The organism is Streptomyces profundus, assembly GCF_020740535.1.
GTDB lineage: Bacteria > Actinomycetota > Actinomycetes > Streptomycetales > Streptomycetaceae > Streptomyces > Streptomyces profundus.
Genome location: NZ_CP082362.1, coordinates 6,923,136 through 6,947,153, shown reverse-complemented (window position 1 = coordinate 6,947,153; position 24,018 = coordinate 6,923,136). Strand labels below are relative to the sequence as shown.

Here is a 24,018-nt window from a genome sequence, read left to right as displayed (position 1 = left end):
TAGGCGAGCGGAAGGGCCGGTGTTCGCTTCCCTCTCGCACATCACGCGGGACCGAACCTGACGCCATACCGGTAGGCACGGTAACTGGCCACCGGGAGGCGACAGACGCGGCGAAATCCCCGGACGACTGTCAGAGCCGAACCATAAAGTAGCCAACACGTCACCCAGGGCGACCAAGTCGGCTGATGTCACCGCCTGTTCGCCCTGCCGTTTCCCATCCCGCCCGGAAGAGGCGATGCCATGCCCAGCCGTCACACCGACCCCGTCACACCGGCCCCGAGCCGCGCGCCGTCGCAGGAGAGGAGCGCACGATGAGACCACGCCGCACGAAGTCCGACGACCTCGGTCCCGAGGTCGAGGTGTCCGAATCCGAGCGGGAGCTGTTCGGCGGCCAGCTCGTCTATGACACCTCGTGGGCGCGACACGAGGACGAGCGCTTCCAGTTGGGCCTGCGCACCATGGTCAGCCAGATGCCGCGCCTGGTTGGCCGGGCGGTCGGTCTCGCCTGGCGAGCCGACCGGGGTGCCACCACCCGCGTCGCGTTGGCCGAGCTGACGGCCGGTGTCTGCCAGGCGCTTGGCCTGTTGGGGGTCAACTGGCTGTTGACCAGGCTGCTGGCGGGCGGCGAGATCACGGACCGGCTGCGGGACGCCCTGCCGGTCGCCGTGCTCCTGGGCTGCGTGGCCGCGGTGGGCGCGCTCTGCGGCGCGCTGTCGACCATGCTCACCGGGCCGTTGGAGCCCAAGGTCGAGCGGCTCGCGAGGGAACGCTATCTGGAGCGCGCCTACCAGGTGGAGATGTCGGCCATGGAGGACGACGACTTCCACCGGCTGCTGGAGTCGGCACAGTACGGGGCCACTTCGGCGCGCAACATGATCAGGCACAGCGTCTCCGTCGTCGGGGCGCTGTTGTCCCTGCTGGCCGCCGCCACCGTGCTGACCACCCTGCATCCGGCACTGCTGCCGATGCTGGCCCTGATCGTGCTGCCACGCGCCTGGGCCACCCTGAGTGTGGCGCGGCGTCGCTACCGCAGCTTCCACCGCTGGGTCCAACAAGGCAGGGCTGCCGGCATGTTGAGCAGGCTGGTCACAGACACCGACGCAGCGCCCGAGATCAGGGTGCACGGCGTGGGCCCCTATCTCCTGCGGCACTTCCGTGGCATGTCGGTCAGTCAGGAGAACGAGCAGGCCAGGCTCGCCCGGCTGGCGGCGCGCACCGAGGTGCTGGCCGCCCTCTGCACGGGTCTCGCCACCCTGGGCACCTATCTGCTGTTGGCCGGGCTGCTCTGGACGGGCACGATGGCGCTGGCCGCCGCCGGCACGGCGGTGTTGGCCATCCGCAGCGGAACGGGAAACCTGGACAGTCTCGTTCGGCAGATCAACTACCTGCACGAGGAGTCGCTCTATGTGGGCGATCTGGATCGGTTGATGCTGGAGTCCGAGCACCGCAGGATCCCCCAGGGTGGGCGCCCCCTGCCCCGGAAGGTACGGGAGATCAGCTTCGACCGGGTGACCTTCCACTACCCGGGAGGCCACGGGGAACCCGTGCTGCGGGATCTGTCACTCACCCTCCCGATGGACCGGGGCGCGGTGGTGGCGCTCGTCGGGGAGAACGGATCGGGCAAGAGCACCCTGGCCAAGCTGCTCTGCGGGCTCTACCTCCCGCAGAGCGGCACGATCCGCTGGAACGACATCGACATCGCCGAACTGGACCGCCAGGCGATCTTCCGGCACTGCTCCATCGTGCACCAGGACCACTACCGCTGGCCGATGACCGCCCGGGTGAACACCACGATCTCCAGGACCGAAGTCCCTTTGGACGAGGGGCGGTTGGCGGAGTCCGCCAGCCATGCCGGCATCGGAGAGTTGGTCGCAGGGCTGCCGAGGGGGTGGGACACGCTGCTCTCACGGACCTTCCAGGGCGGCCATCAGCTCTCTGGCGGGCAGTGGCAGCGGTTGGGCATCGCCAGGGCGCACTACCGGGACGCGCCGCTGCTCGTGGTGGACGAGCCCACGGCGGCCCTGGACGCGCGTGCGGAGCAGCGGGTCTTCGAGCAGATCAGGTCACTCGCCGACCAGGGCGAGACCATCGTGCTGATCACCCACCGGATGGCCTCGGTACGCCAGGCCGACGTGGTCCATGTGCTGCACGAGGGCCGGCTGGTGGAGTCCGGCACCCCGGAGGAGTTGCTCTCCCGCGCGGAGGGCGGGCACTTCCGCGAGCTGCACGATCTCCAGGCCGCCCAGTTCCGTCCGGTGCCCGAGCCTCGGGGCGGCGGCGCGCCGCCGTCGATGGCGCGAGGCGGGCTGACCGAAGCGGTGGAGCATGAGGGGACTGCCTAGACGAGGCGGCCACCCCGGGCGGGCTCGCCCGGGGTGGCCGGCGACGGAGTGGGCGAGCGGCGGTGCTCCGCGCGCCGGCTCAGATACCCAACAAGTCCACCAGGTCGTCCGCGTGCTCTTCCTCTTCCTCCAGGATGGACTCCAGCAGCCGCCGGGTGGTGGGGTCCTCGTTGCCGAGCCAGCGGATGATCTCCTGGTAGGTGGAGATCACGATGCGCTCGGCCAGCAGGTTGTCCTTGAGCATCGCCTCCAGATCGCCGTCACGCGGCGCGGTGTAATCGGTGGTGGCGCGCTTGGCCAGGGTGGCGGGGTCGAAGTCGGGGTTGCCGCCGAGCTGGGAGACACGCTCGGCCGCGCGCAGCGCGTGGTCCATCTCCTCCTTCGCGTGCTCGGTGAACTCCGCGGACACCTGGGCGCGGTCGATCCCGGTGGCGGCGATGGCGTGCCGGGTGTAGCGCAGCCAGCACACCACCTCGGTGGCGACCACGTCGTTGAGCACCCCGATAACCCGGTCGTGGTTGAGGCCGTAGGTGTCGGTCACCGGTCCGGCCTCCATCCGTGCCCTGGCCTCGTCGCGAATCCTGGTCACATCGAGGACGAAGTCGTCGGTCATGGGGAGGTCTCCTTCGTGCGGCGGGCTGAGCGACAGCGCTTCCGGTGGGCGCGCGCGTCTCGGTTCCGGACAGTAGGCAGCCGCCCGGTTGCCGACCGATCGGCACGCGCCGAAGGGATTGAGCCCGACTCCAATGGCGCAGCGGGAGGCTTCGCCGTACGGGGAGGTCAGCCGGCGGGCGCCGGCTGGTCGTGGGGGCACCAGACGGTCCCCCGACCGGCGTACCTGCCATGGGCCAGCTCCGTGCCGCAGCGCGGACAGCCGCCGTGCTCGCTGTCGCGGTGCCCGGTCAGCCACGAGCGTCGAGCCGGCACGTGTCCGGCCCGGACGGAGACGCGCAGCACCTGGTGCAACGACCGGCCGAGGCGGCCACGCTGCTCCCCGCTCAGTTGGTTGGTGCGCCGGGCCGGGTGCAGCCGCGCGTGCCAGAGGATCTCGTCGGAGAGCAGGTTGCCAAGGCCCGCGATGGCCGACTGGTCCAGCAGCGCGGCCTTGAGCTGTCGGGGGCGCCCGGAGAGCGCGTCGGTCAGCTGCGCCCGGCTGATGCCCAGGGCGTCGGGCCCCTGGTCGGCGAGCAGGTGGTCGACATCGCCAGGAGTGGGGGCGAGCCAGATACCGCGCAGTTTGCGCTGGTCCCGGAAACGGAGTTGCCGGTCGTCGTCCAGGGTGAACAGCACCCGGTCGTGCGCCGCCGGGGCCTCGGCCGCCCGGGCACAGACCAGTTGCCCGGTCATCCCGAAGTGGAGGAGCAACGCGGGCCCCTCGGTGTGCATGATCAGCCACTTGCCGTGGCGTCGCGGCTCGGTGACGCGGCTCCCGGCGAGGGCGTCCCGCAGCCGTCCGGCGGTGAGGCCGCCGCGCAGCACTCCGGCGTCCCTCACCTCGACACGCTCGACGCGATGTCCCGGCCCGCATTCGGCCAGGACGCGGCGATACGCCTCGACATCCGACAGTTCGGGCATAGGCCCAGGCTACGACGATCCCGCCGTCCCGGCACTGCCAACGCCCATCCGGCCAACACCCACCAGTCAGCGGCCCACCCGGTCAGCGCCTCGACATCCGCGCCTAGGATCCGTGCTCGACCGACGGATTCCCGGCCATGTCCCGGACGCACACGCCCACCCCAGCCGCCCCTCGACACCTTCGGAGCGTGCCATGCCCCTGCTGCTCGGAATCGATATCGGCACCTCAGGCTCCAAGGGCGTGCTGCTGCGCCCCGACGGCACCCTCGTCGCCCAGGCCGTCACGGAGCACCGGACCTCCACCCCCCGTCCCGGCTGGGTGGAGCACGACGCGGAGGCGGTGTGGTGGCGCGACTTCCGAACGCTCGTCGCCCAACTCCGCGCCCAGGCACCGCCGGACGAGTCCATCGCCGCCGTGGGCGTCAGCGGCATCGGCCCCTGCCTGCTGCCCACCGAAGCGGACGGTTCCCCGCTGCGCCCGGCCATCCTCTACGGCGTGGACACCAGGGCCGGCGAGCAGATCGAGCGGCAGCGCGACCGGTTCGGCACCGCCGAGGTGCTGGAGCGCTGCGGGTCGCCGCTGACCAGCCAGGCGGTCGGGCCCAAGCTCGCCTGGCTGCGAGACGCGGAGCCCGAGGTGTACGCCAGGGCCCGGCGTTGGTTCATGGCGAGCTCCCATCTGGTGTACCGGCTCACCGGCGCCTACGTCCTGGACCACCACTCGGCCAGCCAGTGCGTGCCCCTCTACGACCTGCGGCGCGGCCGGTGGATCGAGGAGTGGTGCGAGGAGGTGGCGCCCGGCCTCGAATGGCCCCGGCTGGTGTGGCCGGCGGAGGTCGTCGGCGAGGTCACCAGGGAGGCCTCGGCCGCGACGGGCCTCCCCGCCGGCACCCCCGTGGTGGCCGGCACGGTCGACGCCTGGGCCGAGGCCACCGCCGTGGGCGTCGCAGAGCCAGGGGACCTCATGCTGATGTACGGCACCACGATGTTCCTGGTCAACGTCGTGACCGCGCCTCGCCCCACCCCGGATCTCTGGTGCGCCAGGGGCGTCTTCCCCGACACCTACTGTCTCGCCGGCGGCATGGCCACCTCGGGTGCGGTCACCGGCTGGCTGCGGGATCTCACGGGCACCGACTACGAGACCCTGGCGGCGGAGGCGGGCACGCTGCCGCCGGGCGCCGAGGGGCTGCTGATGCTGCCCTACTTCGCCGGTGAGAGGACCCCGCTGTTCGATCCCGACGCGCGTGGTCTGGTGCTGGGGTTGACGCTGCGCCATGGGCGCGGCCATCTGTACCGCGCCGCCCTGGAGGCGACGGCCTTCGGGGTGCGTCACCATCTGGAGGCGATGGACGCCGCCGGCGGTCAGGTCACACGGCTGGTGGCGGTGGGCGGCGGGGCCAGGGAGCTGTGGCCCCGTATCGTCTCGAACGTCACCGGCCGGCCGCAGGAGATGCCCCGGCACACCATCGGCGCGGCCTATGGCGACGCCTTCCTGGCCGCGGTGGGCACCGGCCGGGCGGCGCCGACGGCCATCGCCTCCTGGAACCCGATCGAGCAGCGGGTGGAGCCCGACCCCACGACGGCGGCGGGCTACGCGCAGCTCTATGGTCTCTACCGCGACCTCTATCCGGCCACCCGAGAAGCCGCCCACGCCCTCGCGGCCCGACAGCGCGCCGACGCGGGCCCACCATGACCAGCCGCGCCCCACCGCGATCCACCGCCACCAGTCGCGATCCGCCGAGATCCGCCGCGGTCAGTCGGAAACCTTCTGGCGGGCCGGTCGTCGGCCTCACAGAATGGCCCGCATGGGGAATGACGCACTGCGGGTGCTGATCGATGAGGGGCTCACAACTCCGTTCGAGGGCTGGGACTTCACGCGCTTCGAGGGCCGACTGCCGGACCCGAGGGAGATCCTGCCGTGGAGCTATGAGCGCCTGGTACGGGAGCGGCTGCCAAGGGTCGGCTCACTGCTCGATCTGGGCACGGGGGGTGGCGAGTTGCTCTCCTCGCTCGGCCCGCTGCCGGCCCGGGTGGCGGCCACCGAGGGGTACCCGCCCAACGTGCCGATCGCCAGCCGACGCCTCGAACCGCTGGGCGTGACGGTGGTGGAGCCGGGCGAGGACGGCCGGCTCCCCTTTCCCGACGCCTCGTTCCAGCTGGTCGTCAGCCGTCACACGGCCTACGACCCGGCCGAGTTGCGCCGGGTGCTGACGGAGGACGGCGTGTTCGTCACCCAGCAGGTCGGCGGCCGTGATCTGGAGGAGGTGAACGCGGCCCTGGGCGCCCCGCCCCACACCTATCGGGGCTTCTCCCTGGCGTCCGCGGTGGCGGAGTTGACGAGTGGCGGCTTCGCGGTCGACTGGCAGGAGGAGGCGCTGGTCGGGGACCAGATCTCGGACATCGCCGCGCTGGTGCTGTTCCTGCGCATCACCCCCTGGCATGTACCGGACTTCGACGTCGATCGCTATGCTGAGCGACTGGACGCGCTGCACCAGCGGATGAGCAACGGTCAGCCGATGCGCGTCAGTTGCCACCGCTTCGCGCTGATCGCACACCCGCTCCCGGAGCCCGCTGCCCGACCGGACTCCGCCTGAGACCGCCGGCAGCGCGAGGGGCACGGCGACAGGGGATGCCCAGGTCCGCGCTCACTGTTGGCGCCACATCGGTCAATCATCGGCAAAGATGTCACACATGGGCGCCAACTCACCAGGCTGGCAAACAACCCTCCGTAGCTGTCCGGTAACTCACCGAGTTGCCCGGACAAGCAGTCCGCCCCGCTCCCCACCCAGCCCACCTCGAACCACCAGGACCGTCAGGACCGTCAGGACCACCCGGTAGCGTGGTGTGGGGGCGGCGCGCCACCCCCGCGCCGACGAACGCTCACCACGGGATGGACGATGGCACGCGACACCCGACGCCGCCTGGAGGAGGCGCTCGACGCCTGGCGACAGGCCCGGGAGCTTCAGGAGGCCGGCCGCACCACCCGCGCCGGCCTGGCCTACCAACGGGGCATCAACGCATTTCTGCTGTACCGCAATGTGGCGCGGCGCGACGAGGAGGAACGGGACGTCCGGCCGCGCACGGACCACACCCCGGTGCTCTACGCGCTGGGCGCCATCGGCCGCGAGGGCGTTCCGGTGATCGAGGCCGCCAGATCCCGCAGATTCGCGCTGGCGCACGCCCGCACCACGCTGGCGTCCGCGCATCTGGCCGACCCCACGGGCGGTGTTCCCGAGAACATCGGTCCGCTGCTCTCGGGAGCCACACCCCCGCTGCCCCGCCTCGACCCCGCCGACGAGTCCCCCGTGCCGGCCGACGAACGGATCGCCGGGGCGGCCTCGTCCCGGCTGCTGATGGCCCGTCTGATGACCACCTACCCACGGGTGTTGGCGCGGGAGGGTGGTCGGTGGCCGGTGGGCCTGGAGGAGCCGATGCCCTTCATCCGGGAGCGGCGACGGTTCCGCGCCGCCGTGCTGCCCGGCTGCCAGGGGCTCGGCCAGCGGGCCGAGATCCGCCGACTGGCCGGCGACGGGGTGCGCGGCTACGCGGAGTTGACGCGCGTGCTCCCCCGCTACCAGGTCGACCTCGACCGGGCCACCGACGGGCTCCAGGCGATCCGCGCGAGCCAGGGCTGAGCGGGAGAGCGGCGCCGCCCGGCTCAGATCTCGCGCGGCGGGTCGACCTCGTCCTCCCGCGCCAGATGGGTCAGCACCCGCTCGCCGACCCTGGTCAGCAGTTCCAACTCCGCGGGGCTCAGCAGGCTGAGAAAGTGTTCACGCACGCGCTCCACATGCGGCGGCACCGCGCGTTCGATGACCTCGCCGCCCCACTCGGTGAGGCGGAGCAGCGAACTGCGGGCATCCGCCGGGTTCACCTCGCGGATGATCAGCCCCCGCTGCTCCATCCGCCGCACCTGATGGGAGAGGCGGCTCTTCTCCCAGATCAGGGCGCACCGCACCTCGCGGGAGGTCATCCGCCCGTCGGGCGAACCGGCCAGCGTCACCAGCACCTCGTAGTCGGCCTCGGAGAGCCCCGAGTCGCGCATCAGATGTTGGAGCAGCCGCGCCCGCAGTTGGCCGTGCATCCGCAGGTAGGAACGCCAGGCGCGGCCCTCCGGCGCGGAGAGCCACTGCGATTCGGGGGTCATGGCCGGTCACCCTAACGGATTTTTGTTGATAGATCATCCAATCCGACGAGAACCGGAGCTTGGGCTGAGCTGTACTCGGAACCATGTGGCGCCGGGTTGACGTCCATCAGGCGTCGCCTCGTTCGATCCATCGGCGGACGGATCGAACGGGACGCCAACTCTCCGTTCCCCGGTCCTGGCCATGACCAGAACCGGGGGCGGGGAGCATGGCTAGTCCGCCGGCGCCCCCTCCGTCGGGATCCGGAGGAACGTCACGGAGTAGGGCGGGAAGGTGTGGGTGAAGGTGCTGTCCACCCCGTCCAGGGTCGAGGTCTCCGGTTGGATGGGCCGCTCGGTGCGGGTGTTCACCGCCTCCGGGGCGCCCCGCAGCACGGTGAGCTCCGCACTGGTCCCGACCTGGACATCCGTCCCCAGATCGATCGTCGTACGGGCGGCGTCCTGCTGCGCGTTGACCACCTTGACGATCAGCTCACCGGTCTCCAGATCGCGCGTCACCACCTGGCGGAACGGCTCGGCGATCGCGTCGTCCGTGAAGCTGCCCCACTCCTGGCCGTCCAGCAGGAGGGTGACCTGGCGGCCCCGCACCTGGATCTCGATGTCGTAGGCGCGGCCGGTCTCGATCGTGGTGCCGTTCTGGATCAGCGTGCTCTTCGCCCCGCCCTCGGCCCGTTCCACGGCGGACGAGGTGTTGCCCCAGCCGCCGAGGTTCCACCAGTAGTAGTTGCCGGTGTCCTGGACGCCGAAGGCGATCAGGAAGCCCTCCGCACCGGCCTGCTTGGTGGCGGTCACATTGAGGTCGTAGTCCCGCCAGCCGGGGTCGCCGGCGGTGACCAGCGCGTCCTCGGCCGCGGTGTCGCCCTGGACGTAGGCGCCGTCCTGGACGGCCCAACTCCCGTTCCCGTTCCCGCTCCAGCGGTCGGCGCCGGCGGAGAAGTCCTCAGCGAAGAGGGTCGCCCCATCGGCCGAGGTGACCGTCACATCGTCGTAGGCGGCGCTGGTGAGCCAGGTGCCGAGGCCCACCGCGCCGGTGATCGGGTCGAGTGCGACGGGTGTGCCGCTGGCCTCGCTGGGCACCACCTGGTGGCCCCGGTTGGTGCTGAACAGCTTCTGCACCTCGTAGCTGGCCGACGGCCAGGACTCGTCGTTGTCGAACCAGATCAGGTCCGGATGCCACTGGTGGTTGGTCTCGTGGGCGAAGAGCGGGGCGTAGGAGGTCATCTTGACGATGTCCGCGTTGCGTTCGACGCCGGTGAGGAAGGACGCCTCGGCGAGGGCGTTGTAGAAGGTGTTGTCCCGGGAGGCGTACTCGCCGAGGAAGACGTCGGGACCCTCGCGGTCGTAGGAGTCGTAGCGGTCGTTGTTCTCCAGGAACCAGGCGGGCGAGTTGTAGAAGTGCTCGTCCACCAGCTCGACGCCGCCCTCGGTGTTGAGGCGCCAGAGGTGGTCGAAGAGCGGACCGCTCGATCCCGGGCCCGAGTTGCTCACCACGGTGATGCCGGGGTGCTCGGCCTCGATGGCCTCGCGGAACCGCTCGAAGTTGGCGTAGAACTCCTCGGCGAGGTTCTCCTCGTTGCCGACCGCGACATGGGTGAGGCCGAACGGCTCGGGGTGTCCCATCTCGGCGCGGAGCGCGCCCCATTCGGAGTCGGCCGGGCCGTTGGCGAACTCGACCAGGTCCAGGGCGTCCTGGATGTGCCGCTGGAGCAGCTCGGGGTCGTCGGTGTGGTGGTCCTCGCCGCAGCCGGTGACCAGGGCGGGCAGCACGGGCAGCGGCAGGGCGCCGATGTCCTCGCTGAACTGGAAGTACTCGTAGTAGCCCAGCCCGTAGGACTGGTTGTACCCCCAGAAGTTGTGGTTGGTTGGCCGCTCCTCGACCGGGCCGACGGTCTCCTTCCACTGGAAGGAACGCTCCCTCGGGAAGTCGGGCGCCTCGTACGCCTCGTGGCTGCCGGTGTTGACGACGCAGCCGCCGGGGAAGCGGACGAAGCTGGGCTCCAGGTCGGCGACGCGTTGGGCGAGGTCGGGGCGGAGGCCGTTCTCCCGGCCCAGATAGGTGTCCTGGGGGAAGAGCGAGACCATGTCGAGCGCCACGCTGCCGGCGCCGCCGGCGGTGACGACGATCTCGCCCGCGTCGGTGGTGCCGGTGGCGCGCAGGGTGCCCGAGTAGCGGGCCCAGCCGTCGCCGGCGATGTCGAGGGTCAGCGGTTCGGCGAGGTCGGCCCCCTGCCCGTCGCGCAGTCGGACGGTCAGGGGGGTGCGGGACTGGTCGGTGCGGGCCTGGACGGAGAAGTCGTAGGCGGCGCCCGCGTCCAGGGCGATCCCGCCCCAGCCGGCGTTGGCCAGGCCGTAGCCGGCCTCGGGCGCGGTGCCGTCGCCGTCCAGGTCGAGCCGCAGATAGGTGCGGTTGTTCTCGTTCAGCCGGCCGCTGTCGTCCACCGCCTCGGCGGTGCCGGTGGCGCCGACCGACATCTCCCGCCAGGCGGTCAGCGGGGTGAACGAGGCGTTGTCCGCCTGGTTGTACTCGAATGAGCGGTTCTGGACGAGCTCGGCGTAGAGGCCGCCGTCCGCCGCCTGGTTGATGTCCTCGAAGAAGACGCCGTAGAGCGTGTCGTCGATGGCCGGGCCCGCCGCGCCGGCGTCGACGGAGAGGCTGTAGTCGGTCTCCGCCGCCACCGGGTCGGCGACGGTGGGCGGCGCGACGACGAGTACGCCGACGATCAGGGCGCCGGCGGTGAGACCCGTCCTGAGTCTCCTGGTTGACATGCGGTCTCCTGAAGGTGGGGGCCCTCTGGCTTCTGGTCTCGCACGGACGAGTGACCCTCCGACCTCAACGTTCGACATGCCGGACGCTGCTCAGTCACTCGAACGGACCATAGGGGCACCCCCACACCCCGTCAACACCTCGCGCGGGCCGGCGGATTGCGGGCATGCCACCCGAGGAGCGAGCACGGACCGCGAGCACCCCCGCCGGGTGCGTGACCGGGGTTCGCGGCGGCGGGCAGGCATTAAAGAAGCGTTAAGATTGCCGGATTCTGGCAATGAAATCCTGACCACCGAGATGGCACTATCTGATTACCAGCAGGAAGCAGCGACAAGGGAGCGGGCCTCCCGGAGATGGTTGCCTGGAGCCGGCATGACGGCACCGCGCGACCACCGACGGTCAGGGCCCCCGTCCGGAGGATCGACGGGAACGTCGAGGCCGGGGGCGCCCCGCTCCCCCGTCGCCGCAGGCGGTTCCCGGGCCGCGCTGGGGGGCCGGTCCGGGAACCGCCGCTGGTGCCGCCGTGGGGGCGGCGGCAGCGGGGGAAGTGGGTGGGTGAGGTGGCCCACGGGGGGCGGGCCTGGGTGCGTGGGATGTCGAAGCGTGACCGGAATGTGGTCGAGGGTGAGCGAGGGGAGCGCCCCCACTCACGACCCGGGGGCCGGTGACGCGGGCAGCCGACGGCGACGACAGCGAGGTGGGGGCCTCTTGTCGTCGGTCCAGGCCGGCCGGGCCACGTCAACGCGCCCCGTGGGACGGGAGTTCGAGCGGCCTTCCGTCCCACGGGCGCCGCGCGCCGGAGCCGGGGCGGGAGCGTTACAGCTCCCGCTCCGGCCAGCCCAGCAGACGAGCGCCGATCACGGCCGTCTGGAGCGTGTAGCGCTGGATGGGGTCGGCAGGATCGGCGCCGGTCAGGGTCGCTATCCGCTTGAGCCGGTAGGTGAACGCCCGCACGCTCAGGGCGAGTTGTCGAGCGGCCTCGGCCGAGACACAGCCGGCGTCGAAGTAGGCGTCGAGGGTGCGCACCAGCGGGCCGGCGCCGCCCCTGGCCTCGCGCAGCGGGCCCAGCACGGTACGCACCAGATCGGCCATGGCGTGCTGGTTCCTGGTGAGAACCGGGAAGACCAACAGCTCCGAGGCCCTGAGCACCGCTGGCTCAAGACCCATCCGGTCCGCCAGCTCCAGCGCGCTCAGCGCCTCCTCGAAGGACTGGACCACGCCGCCGGGGCCCGGATGGGCGCGCCCGATCGCGACCCGGCAGCTCCCCTCGAACGACAGGGCGATCCTGGCCTGTTCGGCGAAGTACTCCACCACGTCTGGGTGATGCCCAGGCACCACACAGACCAGCCGGCCGTCCTTGGTGGTGAGCAGCACCTGCCGCTGACCGAATCTGGCGGTCAGCGCCGTCTCCACCCGTCGGGTCAACGGGTGGGTGTCGTCGTGCGGTTGGCCGCTCTCCGCCACCGCCACCGTGTGGGTGTGCGCCAACTGCAACCCGAAGCGCTCGGCGCGAGCCGAGAGATCCCCCAGATCGCTCCGGCCGTGGAGCAGATCGTCGATGAACTCACGCCTGGCGGCCTCGTCGCGGCGCACCGCGACCAGCTGCGCCCGTTCGTACCCCTCGGCCAACGCGTCCACCGCCTGCTCGGCCGCCGCCAGCACGCACGCGGCGGCCGAGCGCACCTGGCGCGCGCCCGGCGCCTCCGCGACGCCGGGCAGATCGAGCCAGAACGCGCGGGTGGCCGCCAGATGGCCGCGGATCAACTCGCGCAGCCCGAGACCCTCCCGCGCCGCCTGCTCCCCCAACTCCCTGCGCTCGTCCACCTCCGGCCGGGTGAGCCGACGGCCGGTGACCGAGACCTCGGCCAGAATCTCTGCGTAAGCGTCCAGATAGTGAGCCGGTATCACGCGATGTGCCACGGAGTTGACGCCCTTCCTCGCCCCTGCGCTCGTCGGGGCGCGCTGGCGCACCCAGCCTACGCAGCGGTACCCGCACCGGTCTCCGCCGGGCCCCGGCAGCGCGCGCCGCCGGCCGCGCGCCCTACTGCGCTCCCGGTGAGCGGGCTGACACTCGACCGGGGCCGCCTCGACGGCGCCGACGAGACGCGACGGCAGCGACGAGACGACCGACACGGACGAGCCGACCGGAACGGACGAGTGGGAGATACTTGGCGATGCGTAACCGCACACACATGTCATGGACGGGTACCTCGTGGGCCTGGGTGCGCGCCGCGCACCCCGTTCCGGTGTTGGTGGTCACGGGGCTCACGGTCTGTCTGGCCGTCAGCTTCGGGCACTCGGCGCTGGGCGCGGCCCTGGTGACCGGCGCGGTCCTGGCCGGCCAGCTGTCCGTCGGCTGGCTGAACGACCTGGTGGACGCGTCCCGCGACGCCCGCGCCGGGCGGGTGGCCAAGCCGGTGGCCCAGGGGCGGCTGGCCCCGACCGCCGTGGTGGGCATGGTCGTGGGTTCGGCGCTGCTGGCGATAGCGCTCTCCCTGCCCGGCGGGTGGCGGGCGGTCGCCGCCCACCTGCTGGCGTTGGTGTCGGCGTGGCTCTACGACCTGGGCGTCAAGGCGACGGCCTGGTCGGTGCTGCCCTATCTGGTGTCCTTCGGGCTGTTGCCGACTTTTGTGGTGCTCTCGCTGCCCGGTGCGCCGCTGCCGCCGCTGTGGCTGGTGGCCCTGGGCGCGCTGCTGGGCTGTGCGGCCCACTTTGTGAACACGTTGCCCGATCTGGCGGACGACGCCAAGGTCGGCGTGCGCGGACTGCCCCATCGGCTGGGGGCGAACGGCAGCCGGGTGGTGACCGCCGTGGCGCTGCTGGGCTCCGCCCTGCTGCTGGTCGGCGCGCTCCGGCTGGGCGGTGACCTGCGGCTGTTGGTCCTCCTGTTCACCACGCTTGCGGCCGGCGTCGGCCTCTGCTTCGGGCGCCGTCGGGGTGACACCAGGGTCGCGTTCCAGACGGTGTTGCTGGTGGCGACGCTGGACATGGCGCTGCTGCTGACGGCGGGCCTCTCGATGGGCTCGACCGCCTGACCCCGGGGGGACGGCCGGCGCGGCGCGCGCCGGCCGTCCCGTTCACCCCTTGACGGCGCCCTGCATGATCCCGCCGACGATCTGCCGGCCGAAGACGACGAACATCACCAGCAGCGGCAACGTTCCCAGCAGGGCCCCCGCCATGATCACCGACTGGTCGCGGACATAGCCCGCGCTCAATCTGGTGAGGGCCACCGGCACCGTGAGGTTGGAGTCGTCCAGGGCGATATAGGGCCAGAAGAAGTCGTTCCACGCCTGCACAAAAGTGATCATGAAGAGGACGGCCATGGCCGGTCTGGCGACGGGCAGCACCACGCTCCAGAAGATGCGCAGCGAATGGGCCCCGTCGACCCGCGCGGCCTCCACCAACTCGTCGGGCAGGGCGTTGCTCAGATACTGCCGCATGAAGAACACGCCGACCGCGCTGACCAGGGTCGGGAAGATCACCGCCGGCAGCGAGCCGCCCCAGCCCAGCTCACTCATCATCATGAACAGGGGGACGACGCCCAGTTGGGGCGGGATCATCATCGTCCCGATCACCAGGATCAGCAGCGCGTTGCGCCCACGGAAGCGCAACTTGGCGAAGGCGAAGCCGGCCAGCGTGGCGAACAGCACGGTGGAGGTGGCGATCGCGCCGGCCACGATCAGGCTGTTCGCCATCGCCTGCCCGAGCCCCGCGTCCTGCCAGGCCGCCCGCAGATTGGAGAACAGGTTCGGCCCGGGCAGAAAGGGCGGCGGGCTCTGCGTCACCCGGGTGTTGTCGGTCGAGGCCGCCACCATGGTCCAGTAGAGCGGGAAGAGCGACAGCAGGGCGGCCAGTCCCAGCAGCACATAGGCCAACGGTCCCGCGTGGTGCTGCCGCCCGGCACCGGGACGCAGCAGCCGGCGGCGGGCCGCGCGTTCCTCGGGGGCGACGGTGTCAGTGGTCACGGTCTCCACGCTCCTGGTCAGGCTCGGCGGGACAGGACGCGCCGCAGCACCCGGTGCAGCACGAAGAGGAGGATCAACAGCAGGAACATCGCCCAGGCGACCGTGGCGGCCCGGCCCATCTGGTAGTTGCGCCACCCCTCCTCGTAGAGGAGCAGCCCCAGCGTCTGGTACTGGTTCTCGGCCCCGCCGGTGATCCCGTTGACGCCCTGGCCGAAGATCAGTGGCTCACCGAAGAGCTGGGTGGCGCCGATGGTGGAGAGCACGATGGTGAAGACGATGGTGGACCGGATGCCGGGGACGGTGACCTTGGTGAACTGCTGCCAACGGGAGGCTCCGTCGATCGCGGCGGCCTCGTAGCGGTCGCGCGGGATGGCCTGCATCGCGGCCAGATAGAGCAGCGCGTTGTAGCCGGTCCACCGCCAGATCACCATGAGGGAGATGGCGATCTGCGCCGGCCACTTCTCGCTCTCCCAGTCGATATGGTCGAACCCGAACAGGCTGAGGCCCCAGTTGATCATGCCGAAGTCACGCTCGAACAACATGGTGAAGACCAACGCGGCGGCCCCCACGGAGGTGGCATACGGCGCCAACGCGGCGACCCGGAAGAACGCCGAACCCCGCAACCGGTAGTTGAGCAGATGCGCCAGGCCCAGCGCCATCAACAGCTGCGGCACCGTGGAGAGCACCCCGATGGTGAAGGTGTTCATCAACGCGTTCCAGAAACGGTCGTCCTGCCAGAGCGCGGTGTAGTTGTCCAGCGCCAGCCAGTCCATCTGGTCCTGGGTGGCCAACTCGACCCGGTGCAGGGAGACCCAGAGGGTGTAGATCAGCGGATAGGCGCTGAACGCGGCGAAGATGACGAAGAACGGTGTGATGAACGCGTAGGGCGCCGCCCCCAGATCGAGACGGTGCAGCAGATTGCGCCAACGCTGACGGGAAACGCGCCCCCCTCCGGAGGCAACCGAGGTGGAGCTGGCCACGGTGGGATTCCTTCCCATAGACGAAACCCGGCGGAACACCCGGCTGGACAGAGCGGATCGGACCAGGGCGAGACGGAGACAGCGGCGGACCGCGGCCGGGGCTTCCGCGCCGGGCCCGCGCGAACAACGGCCCCGCCTCCCGGGCCGGTTGGAAGCCGGAGAACGAGCACCGGAGGGGCGGAGAGCCTGCCCCAGGCCGAACCCGGACGCTGGGACACGAGCCCTCCGGCCCACACCTCGACCAACCGCCCCCATCCCCCGAGCCGGGCACGCCAACGCCAGCCCGGCCGAACCTCGAACCGGCGGCGCGGGCCCCACCACGCCCCCGGAGGCCAACCGCCCGAACGGGCGGGGCCCGCGCGCGGCGCGGGCGGCGGCGGGCGGGGCCCCGCTCAGGCTCCGTCGGCTAGCCGACCGCTCGGGCGATGTTCTCCTCCGTCGCCTCCCAGGCCTCGTCCGCGCTTCTGCCCTGGGACTCGATCAGTTGGAGGCCCTGCCCGAAGGCGTCCTTGATGGTGCCGTCCTTCCGCCCGAGCACCTGCTCGTCCGGGATCTCCAGCGCCGCCGCGCCGAAGATCTCGCCGATCGGGGCGTCGTCGAAGTACGCCGCCGTCGCCGTCGTCACCTCCTCGGATCCGATGGCCTCAGCGGAGGACGGGAAGTTGCCCAACTCCTGGAAGATGTACTGCTGCTGCTCGGGCGCGGTGAGCCAGGCGACCAGTTCGGCGGCCTCGTCGCGGACCGGGCTGTCCTCCACGACGGAGAGGAAGGAGCCGCCCCAGTTGGCGCCCAGCGGGGCCTTCGCGATGTCCCAGTTGCCGGCGTTCTGCTCGCCGGCCTTCTCGCTGATGTGGGCGAGCATCCAGGCCGGACAGACGGCGGTGGCGAACGTGCTGTTGGCCAGGCCGGGGTCCCATTCGGGCTGGTACTGCCGCAGGGCCGCCGTCATCCCGGAGGACGCGGCCCGCGAGGCCAGTTCCCACGCGTCGGCGACCACCGGGTTCTCCTGGTAGATCAGGTCGCCCTCGGCGTTGTAGAACTGCTCGGAGCTGCCGTAGACCATCGCGTTGAAGAGGCCGGTGGAGCTGTCCATATAGGAGAGGTCGGGGTCGGCCGAGTTGGCCATGAACTCCTCACCCACCTCGACATAGCGCGACCAGTCGCCGTCCCAGAGCGCGGCCACCTCCTCCCGGTCGGTCGGGAGGCCCGCCTGTTCGAACATGTCCTTGCGGTAGCAGACGGCCATCGGACCGATATCGGTGCCCAGGCCGAGGACCTGCCCGTCGGGAGTGGTCATCTGGTTGAGCTTCCAGGGGAGGAAGTGATCGGTTCCCGCGGTACCTGACAGGTCGGCGAAGTTGTCGGCCTGGGTGTCCACGATCTCCTTGGCGCGGCCGATCTCGATGCCCTGGATGTCCTTGAGTCCGCTGCCGGCGGCCAGATGGGTCTGGAGCGCGGTGTAGTACGTCTGCTCGTCGCCGGCGACCTCGACCTCGACCCGGACGTCCGGGTTCTCGTCCATGTACCGCTCGAACAGTCCGGTCTCCTCGAAGCCCATCACCCCGAAGAGGCCGACGGTGATGGTGACCGAGCCGTCGTCGGAGCGACCGCCTCCGGTGCTGTCGCCACCGCTTGAGCAGCCGGCGACCACCACCAGGGAGAGGGCCGCGGCGACTGTGGCCGCGCGTCGTGTTCGGAAGGGTTTCCAGGTGGTGCCCATGACGTCCTCCTTGCGCCGTGCCGGTCTCCGCCGGCGCGACCACGCGGCGCCGGGCGGATGGTGCGGGGTGGTGCGCGGGCCGACACGGGACATGACACGCCGGTCCGAAAGGTCCGTTGGGATCGTTCCCACAAGACATGGGAGCGATCCCACGGGCTGTGAAAGACTGTCCGCGTTCCGCGTCGGTGATGTCAAGGAGGAGAGAGCAAACTCCTGATGAGTAAGTGCAGTTGACCTCCGTCGGCCGGCGGGGGCGGTTGGGGTGCCCGTCGCCGGGGCGGGGGCTCGGCCGACCAGTCCAGGACAGCCGAGAGGGAGACCGATGCCATGGGTGGCAGTCGACGGCCCACCATCAAGACCGTGGCAGCGCGCGCGGGCGTGGGAAGGACCACCGTCTCCCGGGTGCTGAACGGATCGCCCCTGGTCAGCGACCAGGCGAGGAGGGCGGTCGAGGAGGCCATCGCCGATCTCGGCTATGTGCCCAACTCCCTTGCCCGTGGCCTGGTGCGCAGCAGGGCCGACTCCATCGCGCTGGTCATCCCCGAGTCGGAGAGCCGACTGGGCGCCGAGCCCTACTTCTCCGCCGTGATCCGGGGCGTGAGCCGGGCGCTGGCCGGCACGCCGATGCAGCTGCTGCTCACCCTGGTCCGCGACCAGCTCGAACTCGACCGGCTCGTCGACGTGTTGACGGAGCGTCGGGTGGACGGGGTGCTGCTGGTCTCGGTGCACCGCCACGATCCGCTGCCCGATCTGCTGGAACGGCTAGAGCTGCCCACGGTGTTGGCCGGACGCAGATCCTCCGACGAGCCGCTGGTGCACGCGCACTCGGACAACGTGGGGGGCGCGTCGGCCGCCGTCGCCCACCTGTGGGAGCGCGGCCACAGGAGCATCTGCACCATCGCTGGCCCACCGGACATGGAGGTCGCCGAGGCGCGGCTGCGCGGCTGGCGCAGCGGACTCGCGGCGGCCGGCTCGACGGCCCGTCAGGAGCTGGTCGCGCGGGGCGACTTCACGGAGGGGGGCGGCCGGCTGGCGATGCGCGAACTGCTCGCCCGACAGCCGGCGTTGGACGCGGTGCTGGCCGCCTCGGACGTGATGGCGGCCGGCGCGCTGGCCGAACTGCGGGCGCAGGGAAGGCGAGTTCCGGACGACGTGGCGCTGGTCGGCTTCGACGACTCGATCGTCGCCCGGCACACCGACCCGCCGCTCACATCCGTCCGGCAGCGGATGGACGAACTCGGCCGCACCATCACGGAGTTGCTGCTGATGGAGATACGCGAGCCGGGACGGGCGCCCCGCCGCACCGTGCTGCCGACGGAGCTGGTGGTCCGCGAGTCCAGCTGAGGCGGGCTCAGCTGGGCGCGGGGCGCGGGGGCACGGTCACTCGTCGGCCAGCACCGGCTCGCCCGCCGGGCGGGTGGGCAGCACGGTGCGGACGTAGTCCTCGGCGGTGACGTCCATGCCCACGTCGCGCTGTGCCCGTTCGGAGAGGGTCAGCCGGTGTTCCAGCAGCTCGTGGTAGATCTGCGCGGTGTCGATGCCCTCGCGCAGTTCGAGGGGGACGCCGCGCACGGCCGGCCGGAAGACGTCCCGCACCCAGCGGTGGGCGAGGACCTCGGGCCGCGCGCCCAGCGGGTCGCCCGGGGCGTAGTCGTCCTGGCCGGCCATCCAGGTCTCCAGGTCGTTGAGCAGGCTGCGCGCCTGGTTCTCCTCGGCGTCGAGGCCGGTGAGCCGCAACAGCTGGCGCTGGTGGTGACCGGCGTCGACGACCTTGGGCAGGAAGGTGACGTGGTCGCCGTCCGGGGAGCGCTGGATCTGCATCTCGGCCACGTCGAAGCCGAGTTCGTTGAGCCGGCGGATGCGCCGGTCGATGTAGTGCTTCTTGTGCCGTGGGTAGACCGAGGTGCGGGTCAGCTCGTGCCACAGCTCGCCGTAGCGGGTGACGATCTCCTCGCCGAAGAGGACGGGGTCGACGGACGGGTGCAGCGAGCCGCCCGCCTCCAGGTCCATCAGCTCGCCGGCGATGTTCACCCGGGCGACCTCCAGGTCGTACTCCCGCTGCCCCCGGCTGAGCGTCGGCTGGATCTGTCCGGTCTCGGCATCCACCAGGTAGGCCGCGTAGGCGCCGGCGTCGCGGCGGAAGAGGGTGTTGGAGAGCGAGCAGTCGCCCCAGGCGAAGCCGTCCAGGTGGAGGCGGACCAGCAGCGCGGCCAGCGCGTCGAGCAGCCGCTTGATGGTGGTCGGACGCATGGTCGTCTCGAACATGGAGCGGTAGGGCAGCGAGCCCTTGAGCTGCCGGGTGATGAGGACCGGCTCCAGTGGGCCGCCGAGGGCGTCCGTGCGGCCCGTCACCACGGCGACCGGGTCGACCGCGGGCACCGCCAGCCGGTCGAGGTCCCGCAGCAGGCCGTACTCGCGCACGGCGGCCCACTCCCCCACCTCCTTGACCGCGAAGACCTCGCCGCCCGCCCGGGCGAACCGGACGACATGGCGGGAGATACCCCGGGGCAGCGAGACCAGGTACTCCTCCGGCCAGTCCACCAGGGACACGTCCCAGGGCAGGTCGAGGAGGGTGGTGGGGTGCTCCGGGTCGGTGGCGGTGATCTGGAGTTCCATGCCCCCAGTCTGCGCCATCGACCCGGGCGGGAGCGGGCGGCGGTGGGCTTACCAGATGTCGGCGACCCACTCGGGGTGGTCGACGAAGGGGTTGCGGTTGTGCTGGAAGTCCTCGTAGATCACGTCGTTGCGGGCCTGCTCCGCGGCGTCCGGCGGGTCCTGCTCGTGCCACTCCAGAAGGGTGGAGAGCCGGCCGAGGTAGGGAACGGAGCCGTTGCCCGCCGTGTCGTTGACCTCCAGGTCGGCGAAGCCGTCGCCGCCCTCCCAGCGGATGGCCATGTAGAAGGCCATCCGGGCTATGTCGCCCTTGATCTCGTCCCTGGGTTCCCAGGAGTCCGCGTCGGTGAAGTTGCCCGGCGCGCGGGGTACCTCGGTACCGCCGTTGTCGAAGTCCTTGTTGCCCCGGTCGCTGTTCACCTGCACATCGCTGGGCCGCAGGTGGTGCAGGTCGGTGCCGGGCCCGGGGGAGGTGCCGAAGCCGCCGTGGGACTGGGGCCAGACGTGCTCACGGTTCCACTGGCCGACGTTGCCGCCGTGGTTGTCGGCGGAGCGGGAGTTGCCGGTGTAGAGGAGGATCACGCTGCCCGGGTCGGTCGGGTCGCGGTCGGTGACCTTGAGCGCGTCCCAGACCTGGGAGTAGCTGAGCCGGGTGGCGTCGGCGCTGATGATCTCGTGCAGCGCCGCGCGGAGCGGTTCGCCGGTCTTGCCGAAGGCGTCGGCGTAGTAGGTGGCGTCGTCGAAGTCGGCGGCCGACACCTGGGCGGTCGCGGCGTGCTGGGCGACGGACTGCGGGACGAAGGACCGGTCGGCGGCCGTGGCCTGGGTCAGGGGGACGGCGACGGCCGTGGCCAGGGCGGCGACGGCCAGCGCTCGCGCGGCGTGGGTGGAACGCATGTGGGGGACCTCTCGCTGGTGATAGCCAGGGGCTGGCGCGATGCTCCCGCCGGGGCGGGAGGGGACGCGGAACGGACGCCCGCGTCTCCGTTGACGTTGGCATGGACATTAAGACACCGGGATTCTTCCCGCGTAGCGCGGTTTACGCGCGTCATTCGGGTTTTCGGCGTGTCCATGGGCTTGCCAGCGCCGCTGGACGTTCCTATACACGGGACAAGTTCCCCCATATGAACCGGAGTTGACGCCCATGTCTCCCAGGTCTCGCAGGTCTCGCAGGACCACCGCCCTCGCACTGGGCGCGGCCGGCGCCGTGCTCACCGTCGGCGCCGCGTCGCTCGGCATCCCCACGGCGACGGCCGGGGAGCCGGGCGCCGCCGCGGTGATCGAGGTCGGCAACGCCAACGAGCTGCGGAACGCGCTGACGGCCGCCGGTCCCGGCGACACCATCCAGCTGGCCTCCGGGGTCTACCAGGGCGTCTTCCGCACCAGCGTCTCGGGCGCCGCCGGCGCCCCCATCACGCTCACGGGACCGACCGACGCCGTGCTCAGATCGAACGGCGGCGGCTACGGGCTGCACCTGGACGGGGCCTCGCACTGGAACCTCACGGGCTTCACCGTCACCGCCGGACAGAAGGGCATCGTCACCGACGCCGCCGACGAGGTGCATATCGACCGGGTCACCGTGCACGGACTGGACATGGAGGCCGTGCACTTCCGGAACTCAAGCTCCAACGGCTCGCTGACCAACTCCACCATCCACGACACCGGCAACGACGGCCGGGGCATGGGCGAGGGAGTCTATGTCGGCAGCGCCGGCGGCACGAGCGACCGCAGCGACAACATCCTGATCCAGGGCAACACGATCGGCCCCGGCGTCGGTGGCGAGAACATCGACATCAAGGAGGGCACCACAGGCGCCCGGATCATCGGCAACACGTTCGACGGCAGCGGGCTGACGGGGGCCAACTACGACGACTCCTGGGTCGACATCAAGGGCAACGACGTCCTGGTCGAGGGCAACGTGGGCGTCAACACCACCAACGACGGCTTCCAGATCCACACCGTCCAGAACGGCTGGGGCTGCGGCACGGTGTTCCGCGACAACCACTCCGATCTGACGGGAGCCTCGGGCCCCGACCGGCTGGCGATCAACGTCACCAACCACCACCCGGAGGACTGCCCGGTCACCGTCGCCGGCAGCAACACCGTGACCGGCGGCAACGGCCTGGTCAACGACGGGGTGCCGATCCAGGATTGAGCCCGCGCCGCCGGTCGGGTGGCGGTCCCACGCTCGGCGCGGCCGACGGGATAGGCAGGCCCCATGTCCGAGATGTCATGGGCCGCCGTCTGGGGCCTGGTCGCCGGCTCGGCCCTGCTGCTGGGCGCGGGGCTGGGGTACGGGGCACGGGTGCCGCGCTGGCTGATCGCCTCGGCGATGGCGCTGGGCTCCGGGGTGCTGCTGTCGGCCGCCGCCTTCGAACTGCTGGACGAGGCGTTCCGGCAGTCGGGGCTGCTGCCCGTGGTGACGGGCACGCTGCTGGGCGCCCTGGCCTACACCGCGGGCAACGTCTGGCTGGCCGGGCGCGGCGCCAGGCACCGCAAGCGCTCCGGCCACTCCCCCCGCCAGCGCCAGCCGTCGGAGTCGCAGCAGGCCGGCTCCGGGCTGGCGTTGGCGTTGGGTGCGCTGCTGGACGGGGTGCCTGAGTCGGCGGTGATCGGGGTGAGCCTGCTGGACGGCGGCGCGGTGTCCCTGGTGACGGTGGTGGCGGTGTTCCTGGGCAATGTGCCGGAGGGGCTCTCCAGCGCCGCCGGGATGCGGCGCGCCGGGCGGGGGCCGCGCTACGTGTTCGGGGTCTGGGGCGGCATCGCCGCCGTCAGCTCGGCCTCGGCGCTGCTGGGGTACGCGGTGCTCGGCGGCTTCCCCGACTCCGTGGTGGCGGCGGTGACGGCGCTGGCCGCCGGCGCGATCCTGACCATGGTCGCCGACACCATGATCCCGGAGGCGTTCGACGAGGCCCATGCGGCGGTCGGGCTGATCCTGGTGTGCGGCTTCCTGCTGACCTTCGCGCTGGCCCACGGCTGACCCCGGGCACGGCCTCCGGCGACCGACGGGCCGTGCTGGCTACGCTGACCGAACATGATCGACGAGGATCGGATCCCGCACTGGTCCGATCGAGGAGGATCCGTGGCAGCCGCCCCCACCCATACCCTCGTGGACGACCACACCCTGCCCGCCGTGGGCTTCGGAACGTACCCGTTGGACGACGCCGAGGCGGAGCGGTCGGTGGCCGACGCGCTGCGGCTCGGCTATCGACTGATCGACACGGCGGTGAACTACCGCAACGAGACGGGCGTCGGGCGCGGCATCGCCGCCTCGGGGGTGCCACGCGAGGAGGTGGTGCTGACCTCCAAGCTGCCGGGGCGTCACCACGGCTACGAGGAGACGCTCGCCTCGTTCGAGGAGTCCCGATCCCGCCTCGGCGTCGACTATCTGGACCTGTATCTGATCCACTGGCCAAATCCCAGCGTTGGGAAATACCCGGACTCCTGGCGGGCCATGGTCAAGCTCAGGGACCAGGGTCTGGTGCGCTCGATCGGCGTCTCCAATTTCACGCCGACGCAGCTGGCGCGCCTCGAACAGGAGACCGGCGTGCGGCCCGCGGTCAACCAGATCGAGCTGCATCCGCTGTTTCCGCAGGTCGAAGCCCGTGCGTACCATGCCGAACACGGGATCGTCACGGAGAGTTGGAGCCCGCTCGGCCGAGGCAGCACCCTGCTGAAGGACGAGCGGATCGACGAGATCGCCCGGGCCCACGGGGTGGGACCGGCCCAGGTGATCCTGCGTTGGCACATCCAGCTGGCCGCGGTGCCGATTCCGAAGTCGGCCGACCAGGGGCGCCGGCGTGACAACCTGGATATCTTCGGATTCTCGCTCAGCGCCGAGGAGATGGCCACCGTCGCCGACCGCCCACACCGGCGGCTCGGCGGCGATCCGGACCACCACGAGGAGATGTGAGT

19 protein-coding genes are annotated in these 24,018 nt (G+C 71.2%); 9 read left to right on the top strand and 10 right to left on the bottom strand.

The window, feature by feature from the left end:
• Positions 1 to 311: 311 nt before the first annotated feature.
• Complete coding sequence (locus K4G22_RS29170; RefSeq protein ID WP_228083458.1) at positions 312 to 2,342, top strand: ABC transporter ATP-binding protein; 2,031 nt, start codon at positions 312 to 314, stop codon at positions 2,340 to 2,342.
• 79 nt (positions 2,343 to 2,421) lie between these two features.
• Here K4G22_RS29170 and K4G22_RS29165 read toward each other — a convergent pair whose 3' ends face one another.
• Both K4G22_RS29165 and K4G22_RS29160 read right to left on the bottom strand, forming a co-directional pair.
• On the bottom strand, positions 2,422 to 2,955 hold the full coding sequence (locus K4G22_RS29165; protein WP_228083457.1) for a ferritin-like domain-containing protein: 534 nt from the start codon (positions 2,953 to 2,955) through the stop codon (positions 2,422 to 2,424).
• 167 nt (positions 2,956 to 3,122) lie between these two features.
• Complete coding sequence (locus K4G22_RS29160) at positions 3,123 to 3,917, bottom strand: Fpg/Nei family DNA glycosylase (RefSeq protein WP_228083456.1); 795 nt, start codon at positions 3,915 to 3,917, stop codon at positions 3,123 to 3,125.
• Between the two features lie 193 nt (positions 3,918 to 4,110).
• Here K4G22_RS29160 and K4G22_RS29155 point away from each other — a divergent pair, with 193 nt between their 5' ends.
• The 3 genes from K4G22_RS29155 to K4G22_RS29145 all read left to right on the top strand — a co-directional run bounded on the left by K4G22_RS29155 (position 4,111) and on the right by K4G22_RS29145 (position 7,552).
• Positions 4,111 to 5,610 (top strand): FGGY-family carbohydrate kinase, encoded by a 1,500-nt coding sequence (locus K4G22_RS29155; protein ID WP_228083455.1) that lies wholly within the window; start codon positions 4,111 to 4,113, stop codon positions 5,608 to 5,610.
• 112 nt (positions 5,611 to 5,722) lie between these two features.
• Positions 5,723 to 6,511, top strand: a complete 789-nt coding sequence (locus tag K4G22_RS29150; RefSeq protein ID WP_228083454.1) for a class I SAM-dependent methyltransferase — start codon at positions 5,723 to 5,725, stop codon at positions 6,509 to 6,511.
• A 303-nt stretch (positions 6,512 to 6,814) separates the two neighbouring features.
• Positions 6,815 to 7,552: a hypothetical protein gene (locus K4G22_RS29145; RefSeq protein ID WP_228083453.1), complete on the top strand. Its 738-nt coding sequence runs from the start codon at positions 6,815 to 6,817 to the stop codon at positions 7,550 to 7,552.
• 23 nt (positions 7,553 to 7,575) lie between these two features.
• On the opposite strand, the gene K4G22_RS29140 is transcribed toward K4G22_RS29145, so the two are convergent.
• From K4G22_RS29140 to K4G22_RS29130, 3 genes are all read right to left on the bottom strand, one after another.
• Positions 7,576 to 8,064: a MarR family winged helix-turn-helix transcriptional regulator gene (locus tag K4G22_RS29140; RefSeq protein WP_228083452.1), complete on the bottom strand. Its 489-nt coding sequence runs from the start codon at positions 8,062 to 8,064 to the stop codon at positions 7,576 to 7,578.
• 210 nt (positions 8,065 to 8,274) lie between these two features.
• Positions 8,275 to 10,827 (bottom strand): alpha-L-arabinofuranosidase C-terminal domain-containing protein, encoded by a 2,553-nt coding sequence (locus K4G22_RS29135; RefSeq protein ID WP_228083451.1) that lies wholly within the window; start codon positions 10,825 to 10,827, stop codon positions 8,275 to 8,277.
• Positions 10,828 to 11,641: 814 nt separating this feature from the next.
• The gene (locus tag K4G22_RS29130; protein ID WP_228083450.1) at positions 11,642 to 12,745 is read right to left on the bottom strand and encodes a PucR family transcriptional regulator; all 1,104 of its coding nucleotides are present in this window, start codon (positions 12,743 to 12,745) and stop codon (positions 11,642 to 11,644) included.
• Positions 12,746 to 13,017: 272 nt separating this feature from the next.
• Here K4G22_RS29130 and K4G22_RS29125 point away from each other — a divergent pair, with 272 nt between their 5' ends.
• Entirely contained in the window at positions 13,018 to 13,860 is an 843-nt protein-coding gene (locus K4G22_RS29125; protein ID WP_228083449.1) for a UbiA family prenyltransferase, read from the top strand.
• A 42-nt stretch (positions 13,861 to 13,902) separates the two neighbouring features.
• Here K4G22_RS29125 and K4G22_RS29120 read toward each other — a convergent pair whose 3' ends face one another.
• The 3 genes from K4G22_RS29120 to K4G22_RS29110 all read right to left on the bottom strand — a co-directional run bounded on the left by K4G22_RS29120 (position 13,903) and on the right by K4G22_RS29110 (position 17,490).
• Positions 13,903 to 14,790, bottom strand: coding sequence for a carbohydrate ABC transporter permease (locus K4G22_RS29120; protein ID WP_228083448.1), 888 nt, complete (start codon positions 14,788 to 14,790; stop codon positions 13,903 to 13,905).
• 17 nt (positions 14,791 to 14,807) lie between these two features.
• The gene (locus K4G22_RS29115; protein ID WP_228083447.1) at positions 14,808 to 15,770 is read right to left on the bottom strand and encodes a carbohydrate ABC transporter permease; all 963 of its coding nucleotides are present in this window, start codon (positions 15,768 to 15,770) and stop codon (positions 14,808 to 14,810) included.
• 406 nt (positions 15,771 to 16,176) lie between these two features.
• Positions 16,177 to 17,490 (bottom strand): ABC transporter substrate-binding protein, encoded by a 1,314-nt coding sequence (locus K4G22_RS29110; protein WP_228083446.1) that lies wholly within the window; start codon positions 17,488 to 17,490, stop codon positions 16,177 to 16,179.
• Positions 17,491 to 17,817: 327 nt separating this feature from the next.
• Here K4G22_RS29110 and K4G22_RS29105 point away from each other — a divergent pair, with 327 nt between their 5' ends.
• The gene (locus tag K4G22_RS29105; RefSeq protein ID WP_228083445.1) at positions 17,818 to 18,834 is read left to right on the top strand and encodes a LacI family DNA-binding transcriptional regulator; all 1,017 of its coding nucleotides are present in this window, start codon (positions 17,818 to 17,820) and stop codon (positions 18,832 to 18,834) included.
• A 36-nt stretch (positions 18,835 to 18,870) separates the two neighbouring features.
• Here K4G22_RS29105 and K4G22_RS29100 read toward each other — a convergent pair whose 3' ends face one another.
• Together K4G22_RS29100 and K4G22_RS29095 are read right to left on the bottom strand one after the other, a co-directional pair.
• Complete coding sequence (locus K4G22_RS29100; protein WP_228083444.1) at positions 18,871 to 20,106, bottom strand: DUF4032 domain-containing protein; 1,236 nt, start codon at positions 20,104 to 20,106, stop codon at positions 18,871 to 18,873.
• A gap of 48 nt (positions 20,107 to 20,154) precedes the next feature.
• Positions 20,155 to 21,000, bottom strand: coding sequence for an endonuclease I family protein (locus tag K4G22_RS29095; RefSeq protein ID WP_228083443.1), 846 nt, complete (start codon positions 20,998 to 21,000; stop codon positions 20,155 to 20,157).
• A gap of 247 nt (positions 21,001 to 21,247) precedes the next feature.
• Between K4G22_RS29095 and K4G22_RS29090 the strand changes: the two genes are divergently transcribed.
• The 3 genes from K4G22_RS29090 to K4G22_RS29080 all read left to right on the top strand — a co-directional run bounded on the left by K4G22_RS29090 (position 21,248) and on the right by K4G22_RS29080 (position 24,016).
• The gene (locus K4G22_RS29090; protein ID WP_228083442.1) at positions 21,248 to 22,258 is read left to right on the top strand and encodes a right-handed parallel beta-helix repeat-containing protein; all 1,011 of its coding nucleotides are present in this window, start codon (positions 21,248 to 21,250) and stop codon (positions 22,256 to 22,258) included.
• 63 nt (positions 22,259 to 22,321) lie between these two features.
• Positions 22,322 to 23,083 carry a ZIP family metal transporter gene (locus K4G22_RS29085; protein WP_228083441.1) on the top strand — a complete coding sequence of 254 codons (762 nt, stop codon included), beginning with the start codon at positions 22,322 to 22,324 and terminating at the stop codon, positions 23,081 to 23,083.
• Between the two features lie 102 nt (positions 23,084 to 23,185).
• Positions 23,186 to 24,016, top strand: coding sequence for an aldo/keto reductase (locus K4G22_RS29080; RefSeq protein WP_228083440.1), 831 nt, complete (start codon positions 23,186 to 23,188; stop codon positions 24,014 to 24,016).
• Positions 24,017 to 24,018 lie beyond the last annotated feature (2 nt).